The 14,632-nt window shown below is 45.7% G+C and carries 14 protein-coding genes; 13 read left to right on the top strand and 1 reads right to left on the bottom strand.

Annotated elements, in window-relative coordinates; genetic code table 11:
- Positions 1-2 precede the first annotated feature (2 nt).
- The 6 genes from CMM32_00215 to CMM32_00190 all read left to right on the top strand — a co-directional run bounded on the left by CMM32_00215 (position 3) and on the right by CMM32_00190 (position 6,310).
- Positions 3-716: a pseudaminic acid cytidylyltransferase gene (locus CMM32_00215; protein ID MBT05331.1), complete on the top strand. Its 714-nt coding sequence runs from the start codon at positions 3-5 to the stop codon at positions 714-716.
- Positions 716-1,711 (top strand): hypothetical protein, encoded by a 996-nt coding sequence (locus CMM32_00210; GenBank protein ID MBT05330.1) that lies wholly within the window; start codon positions 716-718, stop codon positions 1,709-1,711. The genes CMM32_00215 and CMM32_00210 overlap by 1 nt, the downstream gene beginning before the upstream one ends.
- Positions 1,708-2,976, top strand: coding sequence for a pyridoxal-5'-phosphate-dependent protein (locus CMM32_00205; GenBank protein ID MBT05329.1), 1,269 nt, complete (start codon positions 1,708-1,710; stop codon positions 2,974-2,976). Before CMM32_00210 ends, CMM32_00205 begins: the two co-directional genes overlap by 4 nt.
- Before the next feature lie 7 nt (positions 2,977-2,983).
- A complete protein-coding gene (locus tag CMM32_00200) occupies positions 2,984-4,036 on the top strand; it encodes a hypothetical protein (GenBank protein ID MBT05328.1) in 1,053 nt (350 codons plus the stop codon).
- 90 nt (positions 4,037-4,126) lie between these two features.
- Positions 4,127-4,804, top strand: coding sequence for a hypothetical protein (locus CMM32_00195; GenBank protein MBT05327.1), 678 nt, complete (start codon positions 4,127-4,129; stop codon positions 4,802-4,804).
- 21 nt (positions 4,805-4,825) lie between these two features.
- Entirely contained in the window at positions 4,826-6,310 is a 1,485-nt protein-coding gene (locus CMM32_00190) for a hypothetical protein (GenBank protein MBT05326.1), read from the top strand.
- 55 nt (positions 6,311-6,365) lie between these two features.
- Here the strand turns inward: CMM32_00190 and CMM32_00185 are convergent, their stop codons facing one another.
- Positions 6,366-6,545, bottom strand: a complete 180-nt coding sequence (locus CMM32_00185; protein MBT05325.1) for a hypothetical protein — start codon at positions 6,543-6,545, stop codon at positions 6,366-6,368.
- On the opposite strand from CMM32_00185, the gene CMM32_00180 reads away from it, so the two are divergent.
- The 7 genes from CMM32_00180 to CMM32_00150 all read left to right on the top strand — a co-directional run bounded on the left by CMM32_00180 (position 6,544) and on the right by CMM32_00150 (position 14,620).
- Complete coding sequence (locus CMM32_00180) at positions 6,544-7,824, top strand: hypothetical protein (protein ID MBT05324.1); 1,281 nt, start codon at positions 6,544-6,546, stop codon at positions 7,822-7,824. The two genes, CMM32_00185 and CMM32_00180, sit on opposite strands and share 2 nt — an antisense overlap.
- A 111-nt stretch (positions 7,825-7,935) precedes the next feature.
- On the top strand, positions 7,936-8,793 hold the full coding sequence (locus tag CMM32_00175) for a hypothetical protein (protein MBT05323.1): 858 nt from the start codon (positions 7,936-7,938) through the stop codon (positions 8,791-8,793).
- A gap of 35 nt (positions 8,794-8,828) precedes the next feature.
- Positions 8,829-10,379: a hypothetical protein gene (locus CMM32_00170; GenBank protein MBT05322.1), complete on the top strand. Its 1,551-nt coding sequence runs from the start codon at positions 8,829-8,831 to the stop codon at positions 10,377-10,379.
- An 88-nt stretch (positions 10,380-10,467) separates the two neighbouring features.
- Positions 10,468-11,346, top strand: coding sequence for a hypothetical protein (locus tag CMM32_00165; protein MBT05321.1), 879 nt, complete (start codon positions 10,468-10,470; stop codon positions 11,344-11,346).
- Between the two features lie 117 nt (positions 11,347-11,463).
- Entirely contained in the window at positions 11,464-12,843 is a 1,380-nt protein-coding gene (locus CMM32_00160; protein MBT05320.1) for a hypothetical protein, read from the top strand.
- Positions 12,844-12,872: 29 nt separating this feature from the next.
- Positions 12,873-13,718: a hypothetical protein gene (locus tag CMM32_00155; protein ID MBT05319.1), complete on the top strand. Its 846-nt coding sequence runs from the start codon at positions 12,873-12,875 to the stop codon at positions 13,716-13,718.
- Positions 13,719-13,846: 128 nt separating this feature from the next.
- Positions 13,847-14,620 (top strand): N-acetylneuraminate synthase, encoded by a 774-nt coding sequence (locus CMM32_00150; protein ID MBT05318.1) that lies wholly within the window; start codon positions 13,847-13,849, stop codon positions 14,618-14,620.
- Positions 14,621-14,632: the final 12 nt, after the last annotated feature.

The raw sequence follows: 14,632 nt of genomic DNA, 5'->3' as shown, positions 1-14,632 counted from the left end.
TAATGCGTCGTATTGCTATAATTCCGGCACGAAGTGGAAGCAGCCGTATTAAAGACAAGAATATAGTCGAGTTCTGCGGAAAACCGATGCTTAGCTATAGCCTATCAGCCGCCAGCAAATCCGAGCTTTTCGATACTATACATGTTTCCACTGACAGCCCTCGGTACGCAGCAATCGCTAAAGCAGCTGGCCATCCCGTTGACTTTCTCCGTCCCTCCAAAATGGCAACTAATAATGTTTCGATCCCTGCTGTACTGCGCTGGGTCATTAAACAATATGAAACAAATGGATCAATCTTTGATGAAATTTGCCTTATCGTTGCCACCGCCCCCCTGCTTGAGGCAAAGGATTTAATTAAAGGGCAATTGTTGCTAGACGAGTCCCACGGTCAATTCCCAGTGCTCTCGGTAGCAAGTTTTCCTGCGCCTCTTGAAAGAGCCATGATAATTGGATCAGATAATATCTTGCGGTTTACGCAACCCTCGCTTCGATTTAAGCACTCCCAGGAATGTCCCACCCAGTATTTTGATGCCGGTGCATTTGCTTTTTTTACCAGAGATCAAATCCTAGAGAGCGATGAACCTGTATACCCAGAATACATTCCCTGTGTTCTGGAACGAGCAAAAACAGCTGACATAAACGATCCTGAAGACCTCGCCATGGCCGAGATACTATATCTAGGCCGTCAAGCCAGAGGCAAAAAGGATCTATTTTAATGACTAATGTGCCTCTTCGTGTACTGATAGTAGGCTGTGGAAACATCGCCGGTGGAACAGGGCTCCCTAGCCTTAATGGAGAAGCACTTTCTCATGCTGCCGCATATGCTGCCGATCATCGCTTCAAAATAACAGCATGCGTAGATACCAAACAACCTCAGGCAACCGCATTCGCACAAAGTTGGAACGTGCCTTTAGTGTACCCGACCGTGGAGGAGGCACTAGATGGGGGTGAAACTTTTGACATCGCAAGTGTTTGCGTGCCATCGGATCTCCATGCTCAAATACTCTGGAAACTAGTTGAATCAAGTGTCAGGCTTGTTCTATGCGAAAAGCCATTTACAGAAAACCTAGCCGATGCAAAAAAAATACTCACAGCCTTTGAAGAAAAAGGCAAACCCATTGCTGTTGCCTATACTCGTCTCTGGCATCGTGGATTCAGGAAAATATCGAACGAACTGAGTGATGGTAGTTGGGGAGAAATCGTGTCAGTGCATGCCCGATATAGCCGAGGCATTCTTAATACCGGAAGTCACATAATAAGTATGCTCCGTACTCTTATGGGCCCGTTAAACGTTAAATATGTTGGAAACACTCGCCACGACTTTACCAGAAAGGATCCCACCGTCGATGTAATTCTAACCAATGAGGAAGACATTGCCATACACTTAATGGGCAGTGATGGTCGGAGGTTCCGCTTCTTTGAAATGGAGTTCATCACCGAGCAAGGAGCTATTAGGTTTGAGGACTGGNGCACCAAGGTAAGAAGGCAAAGAATAATCCCCTACCGCTATGCCCCACACATCAAAACACTAGGTGTAGGAAATTGGGAGGATTTTGGACCAGGTGGCTCCTTTGAAGCTATGGTAGATAACCTCTATCAAACCATCACTAATAAATCTGCCTTAGCCTCTGACGGCTTGGGTGCCGTTGAAACTCTTTCTGTGATTCAACAAATCATTGATTTTACCTCCAATTCTGGAAACCCAAAATGAGCCAATTAGCAATTTTTGGAGGCGAGCCAGTAATTAAAGAGACACTCCAACCATTCAATCGGATTGGGTCCTTAGAACGGGAAGCAGTTTTGTCAGTAATGGATGGGGGCATCCTCTCTGGCTACATAGGCGCCCCTGGCCCAGATTTTGAAGGCGGTGTTAAGGTCAAGCAGTTAGAGGCACTTTGGTCCGATAAATTCTCTACACCCTATACAGTAGCAATGAACTCCGCCACCTCTGGTCTGTTTGCCGCCATGGGGGCCTCTGGCATCGGGCCGGGAGATGAGGTGTTAGTTCCCCCTTACACAATGTCTGCCACCGCTATGGCGCCCTTAGTCTACGGCGCCAGGCCTGTGTTTGTGGACATCGAAGCTGACACCTTCTGTATAAACCCAAGCCTAGCTGAGAAAGCAATTACAGATAAAACTCGCGCAATAATAGCGGTTAACCTTTTTGGACATCCGGCGCAGCTAGCACAACTTCGAACTTTGGCTGACAGTAAAGGAATATACCTGATTGAAGACAACGCCCAAGCCCCACTTGCGTCAGAGTTTGGAAGGCTAGCAGGTACTGTTGGGCATATAGGAGTTTTTAGCCTAAACAGACACAAACATATACAGACCGGTGAGGGTGGTATATGCGCAACGGACAATGAAGAACTCGCAATTCGTCTTAAGCTAATCCGAAATCANGGCGAGAACCTAGTCGACTATTTTGGCATAAAAGACACAGCAAGCATTGTCGGTTTCAACTATCGCCTGGGGGAGTTGGCAGCCGCNGTTGGTTTAGCGCAACTCCAGCGGTCTGACGACATTATCTCTGAACGCGAGGCCTTTGGAGCACAACTATCCGAAGGGTTAGGAGAATTAGGTGGTTTGACTCCACCAGTCGTACGAAAAAATTGCCGGCATGTTTATTATGCTTGGCCACTAAAATTTGATGCTGAGGTTGTGGGGGTATCACGCAACCTTTTTGTCAGGGCCATGGCGGCAGAGGGAGTACCATTAAATGAGGGCTATGTCGTCCCACTTTATAGGCTTCCAATATTTAGCCATAAGAACGGCAAGTCCGGTTCACGCACTAAATTAAANCTTGCCGCAACCACTGTGGGCCAAAATCCATGCCCTGTCACAGAACGAATGCATAGAGCGGAAGAAGTTGGCTTTGGAATTTGCGCTTTTGATTTATCTGAGCATCTCGTGAATCGTATTGTGGATGCGTTCCACAAAGTCTACGGAGCGCGACATAAATTGCTGGATTTGTAGAAAAGGAGTGGCTGTGGAAGAAAGTGGCCCCAGCTCATTAATGCTATTTGCACGTGACCCTGGTAGCGCTAATCAAATATTAGCTTTAAAAGACCTTCTCGAGGACGAAATAAAGCAAAAACAACAAAGCCTTAACCCTCCGATGGCTACCTTATTGAAAAGGCTTACCAAAAATCTTTCTATCTCTCAAATTAAGTTTGCAGCTAGTGGCCCCGCGCTTTCCCAACTGAGAGGCGAGGGACTCTCGCCAGAAAACTGGAATTGTGTTAATAGCCCGGAAAGAGCAAGAGCAAGCCTTTCGCGGCACCAGGTGCGGCGCTTAATAACTGGTTTATCGGACCGTGACGACCACACCCCCCAACTACTTTGGGCCGCGGCAAGTTACTATGGGGCTAACACTCTAGCGCTTTTAGACGATACTACTGTTACACACCCCGCTGCTGTGTCAGACTTAAATGAGCGTTTTAGGCTGCCCAATGGCTCAATGATTTTACCAGATACTCTGGGTGTTATTAACTCTGGGTCTCGTGAAAGCCTAATAAAAATCGGAATNCCACCTTCAAACATTATTGTCNTAGGTCATTTACACTTAAAAAGATTCAAGCGTCTAGCAGCAACTATTTCACCCGAAAAGATTGCTAAGCTACGTCACTACTGGGGAGTGGGGCCAAATGCGAACGTAATATTATTTGCATCTGAGCCGCTAAGTGAAATGGCGGAATTCGGAAAAAGCCGTGACAAAAATGAATTAAGTTGTCTACGGGAACTAATCAGACGCGTTGAGAGCCGTGACCCAATTGTAGTTGAACCCTCAAAGAACCCTACGGTAATAGTTGTACGCCCGCACCCTCGCGAATATCTGGAAAAATTTTCTGGAATGAAATCCGACCAGTTGCCTCGTGTAATTATCAGTCGTGAAGGCACCAGCGCGGAGGCAATATTAGCGGCAGACTCNGTTTTTGGCATCACTTCAATGTTGCTAGTGGAGGCAGCGTCTCTTGGACGGCGCGCGCAGTCACTAATTGATTTTAACCCCAATTCTGCGGCCTCCCCCAAATAATAATTTGGACATATCTCATTAACATTCGGACCCCCTTTAGTAACGTTTTTGCAGACGAATTTAAATACTCTCGAAGAAGGAAACGCCCAGATGTTCCAAACCGGTGACCAACGACAAAAAATGTGGGATACCTTTATCGACTTCCATTACCATTGTGATACACACAGGTTTCAAAAAATTATTGCTCGTGCCGAATTAATAAGAATGGTTGCACAACTACCGGGCGATATACTCGATGCAGGTGTTTTTAANGGCTCAAGTTCTTTAGAGTTTGCCCACATGATTGAAATTTTTAATCCACACTCCCGCAGCAGGGTATACGCTTTTGACACTTTTGAAGCGACATTTCCTGACCCGCATGATTATGAAAAAAGAGAAGCTGAAAGACACGCTGCAAATTTTGATCCGAAAGCGTACGCTCATATTGAAGAGGCCATCAAGCGGCTTGGGCTCCAAAAACGACTAGAATTAGTAAAAGGAGATATTGTTAAAACACTTCCGCAGTTACTTGATTCAAAGCCTGGCCTGCGCAGCAGGCTGGTCCACTGCGACCTCGATATTTACGAACCAACAATTGCCACTCTTCAAAATATATGGCCCCGTGTCGTCCTTGGAGGAGTTATAGCATTTGACGAATACGGAGAATACAATTGGGGAGAATCTAATGCAGTTGATGACTTTCTTAAAACCTTGGAAGCTCCTCCCAAATTGCGCATTTTAGACCTTGGTCCATCACCAACAGCGTATATCATCAAAGAATCGTATTGAGAGTTTCAAAAAATGAAANCCATGANTAAGCTTTTTGACGAAAAAAGCGCCTATCACGCGAATCCCAGCGAGAATACTGTCCACCGCTCATCNCTCTTAGTCACAGAAATGCCGGAAACCACGGCAGAGATCACCTTTCTTAATCACTTTTTCCTTAAGAGAAACTACAAAAACGTGGGATGCCGAATCACCGGGATAGATCCAGAGGGTGGGCGGATTAAGTCAGTACTCTACCCTATTACGGAACCTCGGGTTTATGAGTTCAATCTCAGCAAAGAGTTTTCAGGCCACGCTAGCAATTATCTCGTTGAATTCTTTGCAGCGGAAAATTTATTTATTCCCTTTCCCGCAGTAATGATCAACCATAGAGGTCAAGGGTTTCACAACACAGTTCATGTAAATAATAGAATCTTAAACGACGTTTTTGAAAACGATCAAATCAATGCTCGTGATGTGCAAGAAAGTGCTATCGACGTGCAAATAAACGATGATGGAAGTACATTTTTTATTTTTGCCACAGGCATTCTGCCTGTCCAAAATGTCTTGNATATTGAGTTACAGACAAATGCTGAAACCATAAATAAAGAAATTTCTGTTAACCTCCCNAGATTAAGCAGTCGTCTCTTTATACTAAAAGACATATTCCCTAATGTTAACATCAGNAACGGAGCGGCCACCCTTAAAATTAAACAGCCTAAACAACCGCTTTTCTTTGATCGNTTGATAGCAGGCATTCTCCGCAACGATGGCGCCTTTACCGCCAATCATTCATACTATGATAGTACTGAGGTGCTTGACTATTGGAAGGACCAGCACGAGGCATATGCAGTATATCCATTCATAAAGTCTTTGGATAATAGCATCCGCGTGTATCCCATAATGACCCCAAGCAACCTAAGAATGTTTATTTCCATACACAATAAAGAGGGGCAAACCCTCGCCAAGCTTCCGGTGGGGGAAATAAGCAGCCCAGGAGGAGAAATTCTGGAGGCATCGGTCAACGAGGTAATCACCAACCAGGGGTATAAACTAAGTGACGTGGCGTCGTTTTGTCTATGGGCCCAGTCTGAACTAGAAAAATTGCCAACAAGAATAAATCACCAAATGATTTATCGGGATAAGGGACTGGGATGCTCGATAAATACTTCGTTAACCAACGAGTCACATAAATCCTGGAACGCCGCCAACAAACTATCTTGGGGACAGTTGCTAGTGGGACGTGACTACAAAACATGGCTGGGTTTTGTCTTTCGCAGACCAAATGGCGCCTCACACACTCTCAAGATCACCTACTATGATAAGGCTGGGAAAATTCACACCACTGAAAAAGAACTTCCTGCCCGCGGAAGTGTAATCGTCAATGTCACGGCCGAATTTGGGGAACCAGAATCGGATGAGGCCAGATACATTTGGTATACTGCGGAGTGCCAACGCCAGGATCTCAGCGCCTGGACGGTATCACAAAATCTTACAACTGGGCATTGCTCCGGAGAGCATTCATTTTGAGGCTGGAATTAACTTCATCCCTGGATTTCCTTTTCAATGAGAAACGATAGTACCTTCAGTTAATATTGGCACCATTAGCAGGATCTGGTACTGAAAGAGCAACAAACACNGCACTATGAATAACCATTGTCAGACCTCCTCGATTCGGTGCAGCGTTGCGCCCAAGACTTGTTCTCTTTCCTACANATTCAATATTCTCAGACCTTAAAAAAACACCATACAAGAAGATATACATGCTGAACTTACGCCCACGTATCATTATCCGGGCTTTTACACTCCGTCGGGATGCGGCAACCGCTCTTTTACTTGCTAGACAACTGGAAAGCCTGGGCTGCGATGTGATTGTGGCTAGTGGCCGGGATTTTGTCAGAACAATGAAATTTTGGAGCCCAGATATTGCTGTGGTCAACACTGTGGGACAAATAGACCGATGTGCTCAGCTAGCNCCCAACGCCTCAATAGTGATGTTGCCTGGCGAAGGCGCGAATGCGAAAAAACATTGCGATGCCATCCATTTAGTTAACTCCCCCGGCACTTACGAAAGGGTTGAAAAATATTTATTATGGGGAAAAGCGACGGAGGATTTTTTTCGTGAACTGCTGCCCGAANCTGATCATTCTAAATTATTTGTCTGCGGCAACCCTCGTCTCGACCTTGCCAAATACATCCAAAAACCTAGGTTGCCACACGGCGATGAGGCCAAGACCATTGGCTTCATAGGCCGGTTTCACATTCTCAACCGCTACAATGCCGTCCCCGCTATTTTTTCTATGCAGCTACCGGAGAAACTCGATGGTGTGATGTCGCAAGTTGAAAATTTCTTTTGCATGATCACCCTTATTCGCCGAATCATAACTGAAACTGATTACCAAATTAGTGTAAGGCCTCATCCCTTAGAAGCCCCTGAGGGCTACTCTTTTCTCAAAGAAGGATTTTTTGCAGGACGTGTAGAGGTCGATGATTCACTTGATGTTGCAGCCTGGGTCGCACGCCAAGATGTAATCGTAGCACCATCCTCTCAGAGCTTCTACGAGGCGTATGTGCTTGGGGTTCCCATAATCAACGTAGATCCCCTCGCAGGAAATGAGGAGCAAATTCGGCGAATATACCCTAATTCCTCACTAGCACAGAAGGTGAGTCATACTCCACAGAACTACGACGACGCGATGGAATTGATTAAAGGTGAACTCCAGCCCGTCGCTCCTGTCCCAGAAATTGAGAAACACTTAGATGAGTTTCACTCGTGGTCTTGCCACCAATCAGCTACGATGGCAGCGGCTGAACAGATTTCTGCAATTGCGCAAAGAAAAGGAGCTAGATCGCCCTTCCGAATACCTGCTTCTATCATGAGGCTTTGGGATCGCCTATCATTCTATAAAATTCGTCTCCAGGAACCCCTACACCCAAACTTCAATTATCATTACAAATATCATAAATACCCCATGCATTTAGATGCCGTGCTTTCCAATATAAAAGAAAACCGTTCTATATTATCGACTACGCCGCCTGAGTAATTACATCGGCACCTGTGCTGTACCAAATGATACATAGAAGAATAATACCCCATCAGAAAGCATACTATTCATGGTGATTGTGAAATAACTTTGAAAACGGGCAATACGCATATGCCAGTCTCCACAACACACCCGGTCACCGTCTACCTTGGCTACCACAAGACAGCAAGCAAGTGGATTTGGAACCATTTCCTAACTAGCTACTACGAATGTGTGCAGACCAACCTGTTCAATCAGCCACTTTCGGAGCTCATTGAGCGAATTGCAATATCTAAGGGTCCATTTATCCTGCGACAGCGCCTTGAGGATGGCCTTATGGGACAGGAAATCCCCGATCTGGCTTCAAGGCTTTCAACCGCTTTTCCCCAGGCGAAAATCTGCGTCGGCATACGGTCTCAACGCTCTCTACTAGCATCCCACTACGGGCAATATGTCACTAATGGGGGTCGCCTAAGTTTCTCTGCTTACCTTAAAAGGGTTACAGAAACCAAATGGCATTACCTTTCCGTGCTGCAACCCTTCTTTGACAAATTTGATGGACGTGTTTGCGTCTATCTCTTCGAGGATCTCCAAAAGGATCCGTTTAAGCTTTTGATGGAGCTCCGGAACTTTATAGGGCTGCCTGCAGATGGCCTTCCAGATCACGTTGTTCAAGAAGTAGCTAATCTACCACCCATGAACCCACAACGCAGTGACCTTGTAATTGACTCCATGCTCGTACTTAACCGCCTGTTAATGAGACAAAGGAAAAATGCAATAATTCCTGAAATCCACCGACCGGGACACGACCATATATTCGTCGAGATGGCTGAATACATCTCTCGAAAGTACTCGGCATTTCGGGGCAGACCTCTCCGCTACAGAAACTTTGACGACGTTGGGCTTATTGATAAAGTGTATGGTGCAGAAAACAATAAATTGTCCAAGCTAATAGACAGATGTCTAGCAAACCATGGATACCCCCATTAACTTCACTGGACTTTAATATCTAGTAAACATTTACAATGTGCAGCCAATTTAATAAGGGTCGGTTATATAATTTGCTTAGCCTAGTAGCGTTTGTGTTTCTAGTGGGATGGCCCTTTGTCTCTTTTTTGGCAAGCAATACCACGGAAGCCCTAAGACTTCAGGATGTTGTCGCCCCTTGGGCCACATATCAGGCCTGTGTTTTAGGAGTAATATTAATTTTATCACAGTTGCTACAGCAGATCCCGATCCGTCGATGGTTTATCGTCTTCGGATTTCTAAGTGCCACATTTTTTAGTTTTGGTGTAATAGCCCACCTATTAATACTTGTGGGTATCCAAAGAGGAACAACCTGGTTAGTTACATGGGGCATCATATTTTGCTTGGTTAGTTGGCTAAGTTGGACTTTATCAAGAAAACCTGCGGCCAGCNCGGTCACCTTCGCTGTTGCCCTCGCACTAATAATTGGTCCATCAATGCAATTAGCATTTGAAGCACTGAAAGCTACCCGTTCAATACCCCAAACAGTCATAGTGAATAAGATAGAAGGGCACCTTCCCCTACGAAACGTATACTGGTTTCTCCTGGATGGTTATGTCCGGGGCGACAGCCTAAAACGCTATTTTGCTCACGATAATAGTTCTTTTACAGACTTTCTTGTGGCCAATGACTTTGAGATNGCAGATTTCGCATATTCAAATTATGACAATACAACGCTATCGTTGACATCCACTTTGACTACACACTACCAACAACTCCCCGAATCCTCACGCCCCGAATCGTCCTTTCAAGTCGCCATACTTTCAGGCTTTAATCCGGTTGTTGAAAAATTTTCCTCCCTTGGTTATCGCTACATACATGCACCGTATGGAGGAAGCGCAAAAACCCAATGTGGTGGAAACGAGCACCGCTGCATTCGCGCCCGACCCAGCGGGCGAATACCGCTGAATGAGGCACAGGTTAGCCTTCTTCAGTTAACTCCCCTGTTTCGTGTTTTTCGGCGGCTTTTCGAGAATGCATTTCGGTACGATCACATTTTCATCGATGACATCGTAGCCAATATAAAACCCTCTCGCGAACAGCCTTTTTTCCTATTTGCCCACATTTTATCTCCCCATGCACCCCCCAGATTCACCGCCGACTGCCAACGAATTGAAGGGGTGACTAAGCCCGTTAATATCCGCGAGTTAGCATATGACCCCAATCAGTTTCGGATAGACACCATCTGCACCAACCAATCGCTAGTAGAAGCGATAAGCTATATACAAACAACGGACAAGACTGACCCGATTATTATTATCCAAGGAGATCACGGTTTTAAGTTCCGGCTTCCAGGCGAGCATACACCCGATCCCAATAAAGTCACCCAAGGCAGTGAGCCATTTAGGAGATTGGCTATTTTAAATGCTATCCGATTACCACATTCTTGCAAAAGCTCTTTCTACAACTCAATATCCCCAATTAACACCTTTCCGTTGGTATTTGCTTGCCTCGAAGGGGTCCAACCAAAATACAAAAAGGACCAGCATTTTTTACGCCCCTGGGGTGCTAGTGGCCAAGTTGTGGCAGTTGATCCTTCTCCATTTTAGCTGAANGGCTCTCACTTTTTAACAGTACCTTGAACACNCAACACAACCCTGGNCTTAAGGAAGGATATTTTTAGGTTGCGCCAATCCGATGGAAGTAGAAAATAAAATAACTATGAAATTTAAGAGAGCCGCCCCAAACTTTTTGACCGCGTTCCCCCGCTTGATCTACCGGCGTATGCTCTCTGACTACGACAGGTATTTTTATGAGAGGCCCAGCCCCCTATATCGGCGTAATATTGCAAAGGCGTCCAGCCTTCCCGACTTCCTGGAATATGCTACGGCCTTATGTGAAAGGGGGATAGTTGTGATCCCAAACTTCTTTGGGCAAGAATGCCTTTCAGAAATGCGTATGGAGTTTGAGCGACTAGTGANAACTAACCCACCCAACGCACANGCCCAAAAAGAAAATAGTATTCATATTTCCACATCACGATTTAATGAGACGGCCGTCTTTGGGAAAATACTATTTGAACCCAACATGCTGCGGCTCGTCCAATATTATTGGGGCCGGCCAGTCGTCCTAAATGGCACAGGTGGCACCCGTTATGAGCCCGCGCAGTTAGAGGATAGGGGTTCCAACCAATGGCATCACGATGGCAAACGTAAACAAGTGCGGGTATTCATATTCCTAACCGATGTTCCGAAGGATGGGCAGTGCACCAAGTACATATCTGGTAGTCACAAGAAATATCATTACGACCTAGTGAACTCGAGACTAGACAAAGATGCCATGCCTGCAAACGCACAAACCATGTTGTGTAGCGGGCCGGCCGGATCTATCGCAATCATTGATACAAATGGTGCTCACCGCGCCAATCGCAATAATGGCCCACGGAGAGACACGTGGAACTTCTCGTTTCGTGCTGCCGACCCCTTATCAGCAAAGCTTAATCCTGTCCCGACCTTGCACCCCGCCATAATACAGAATTTAACCATGGAACAGCGCCTCATCGCCCGGATCACATAACCTGTATTCCCGCTCCTTGTCACAATTTTTGTGAAAAAGCCCGCCCCCAAATAATACTAAGAGCTGCCCGACTGGCGATAGTCAAATTCTGGTGGAGATGAACACTGAGATCAGTTAATGAATAAACAGCAAGCGGCAACGTTGTATTGTGTAGCGGTACTTATACGGCTTACCTATGTTGCCCTGGTAGCGTTCCTCGGTGGTGATTTTGCGAATGGAAGTGACTCGGGCAAGTTTATCAAACGAGCACTGAGCCTCCTGGAACATGGGGAAATCGTTTACCTTCATTACGGAATTTGGATCCCTGACACAGCTCGCATGCCGATCTACCCATACTTTCTAGCTGGAATACTCGGGCTGGGAGGAGCAGACAACCTTTGGATTGTAGGGGTAGCTCAGGCTTTCATTGATGGATCTACGGTAATTGCGATTGCCCTAGCCGCCGCCGCTATTGATAAGCGTTGGGCCTTACCCGCAGCACTCCTAGGGTGTGCTTGGATGACCCTAATCATCTATTCCTCGTTTGTGCTCTCAGATACAATTTTTACTGCGTTTTTCTGTTGGGGGTTATGTGCGTGTATGTGGGCCCCAAAAAGGAATCGCCCTGTTATTTTCCTCACTTTAGCCGGGGTTGCGTTTAGTTGTGCCCTGCTGACCCGTCCAATGCTTCTTTTGTTTCCATACCCTCTTGTACCACTGGTGACCTATCTATTGGTAACTGTAGCCCGAGTTAAATGGCCGCGGGCCCTTATGTTGGCTTCTATCCCTTCCCTATGCATGATCCTAGTATTAATTCCTCGCATTATTAGTATTAACAGCGATTATGGGACCGGTGTTGTAACGACGCAAACTGGGAATCACGCCCTTGATGTAGTTGATCAATTTCTGCGACTCTGCCCAGCCTGCGTTTCCTTAGATACCGAAAGCAGAATGCACCGCCACCTTGCTGACCAATTAGCACAGCTCACTGAGGATGATGGCCGGAACCCTGTTATCGTTGACCAAATCCGCAAGTCTGTTGCGTTTGAGTTTCTTAAAGACATCCCCATATCTACCATCTTTTTGGGAACAGCTGCGGCCACATTTCGCTCCTCGGTCCAAACCGGCCTTTATGAAACAGGTCACCAGATGCGATGGGATCCTCCCTATTTCTCATCTGTATCTGGTAAAAACCTAAAAACTAAAGCTGCCAATTTCCTCAATACTGTTAAAACAGATAAATTTTTAATTATCTGGCTGGTAGCCCAGACAGTTGCACTTACAACTTTTGTTGTGCAGTGCTTAGGAGTAGTAACGGGGATTAGCAACGCATCATATCGGCCCTATGTCCTTATATTACTATGCATAGCTGTCTACTTTCTTGCTCTGAACGGCCCTTTTGGAAATCCACGGTACGGGATGCCACTGACTCCTATATTAGTAATCCTAACTACATGCGGATTATTTTCATTAAGGAAGTTTGCCCAACGACAGACAAAAATTCATGTTGAGAACTAGACCCAACAATTACTAGTAGCCTATAAAATATGGAACATAACAGAAATTTGTCTTCACTTATCCCAGAAACCAAAGAAGCTTTTAAGAGAGATGGTTTCTTCCTTATGAAAGGCTTTTTAGCCACACATGAAGTCAGCAACTATCTCTCAATTATAGATGATATAATGGACCTTCCTAAGGGTAGCTACAAACTACCGTCAACTCACAAGCAGACTCAGACGATCGCCGATGGTGTAACAAAAAATAGTAAGTTGTGGCCCCTGATTTTTAACTCAAAGCTCCTAGTAACCGTGCGACATCTGGTGGGAAACGATATCAGATACACTCAACATTCTGACATTCATATAAATCTTCCCGGAGGAAGATGGCATCGGGATAATGCATATAGAGAGTTTGGCTGTGGTTCAGATTGGCAAGAGAATGCAGAGACTTACGGCGTGGTCCGCGTCGCTATTTACTTGTCTGATTACTCAAATAGCGGGTCTTCACTCCTAGTGTTGCCGGGCAGTCATCGACAAGAAAGCTCAATAAACCGCCGGGAATATGTGTTTTGGAACAAGTTGCGTTCGTTCGCTCGTCGCCGAAATGTGAATGGCGCCTGCCCACATATATTTCTTAGCCGGCCTTACGTTCGCCTGAAAACACACCCGGGGGATTGTCTTATCTTTGACCAAAGAGTAATGCATGCTGGAGGAAATCTTCATGGACCCCTTTCTAAGTACGCAATTTATATGTCATACGGAGCAAACAATTCCCACGCGGCTAACCACCGCACTTTCTTTTTAAGAAGGCCCACCTACAGTAAAACTATTCCCACTGCATTGAAAAATCGTCTCATAGACGAACAGTTATTGCTACCACAACATGATTTATAAATCGGCGGACACATCTAGTGTAACATATAAGGAGATTATTCGTGTCATCAGAATTTTCAGAGACACCAATTTTTCTGATTGCTGAAGTTGGTATTAACCACAATGGTTCATTGGAACTCGCTAAACAGATGATAGATGCAGCGTCCGACGCTGGTTTCGACGCCGTAAAATTCCAAAAGCGCACTATCAATGCTGTTTATACAGAAGAGTACTTGGACAGCCACAGAGAGAGCCCGTGGGGAAATACACAGCGTGAGCAGAAGGAAGGTCTGGAATTTGGGTTGCAGGAATACAAGACAATAGACGCCTATTGCCAGAGTAAAAATATATCGTGGTCTGCATCCTGTTGGGATCAAGAAAGCTTACAGTTCCTCCAAGAATTTGACCCGCCTTTTCACAAAGTAGCTTCTCCAATGTTAGGGCATATCCCTCTAATCAGGGACATAGCGGCACAAGGAAAACGGACATTTATATCAACTGGAATGTCCACTCTGGAGGAAATAGATCAAGTTGTGGGTCTTTTTCGTAAAGCCCAATGCCCCTTTGAACTCATGCACTGTAATTCGACTTATCCCATGAATGTGGAAGAGGCTAATTTGCGAATGATCCCAGCACTCAAAAGCCGTTATGGCGTTCCGGTGGGATATTCTGGTCACGAAACAAGTCTAGTCACCGTTTGCATCGCTGCCCTCGCATTAGGGGCTACTTCCCTTGAAAGGCATGTGACATTGGACAGAACTATGTATGGCTCTGATCAAGCCGCATCTATAGAAACAAAAGCACTGCGAAGCTTTACATCAGCCGTGAGGGTATTTCCCAAAGTGCTTGGGAATGGCGAGAAAACTCTACAAGAATCAGAACAATCCGCCCGTGAGAAGCTCCGAAAAAATGTCCCTGGCTAACCCATATCGTCG

It is taken from the genome of Rhodospirillaceae bacterium (genome assembly GCA_002728255.1).
GTDB lineage: Bacteria > Pseudomonadota > Alphaproteobacteria > UBA7887 > UBA7887.
The sequence above is the reverse complement of the archived record's forward strand: the minus strand, read 5'-3'. Positions and strand labels throughout refer to the sequence as shown.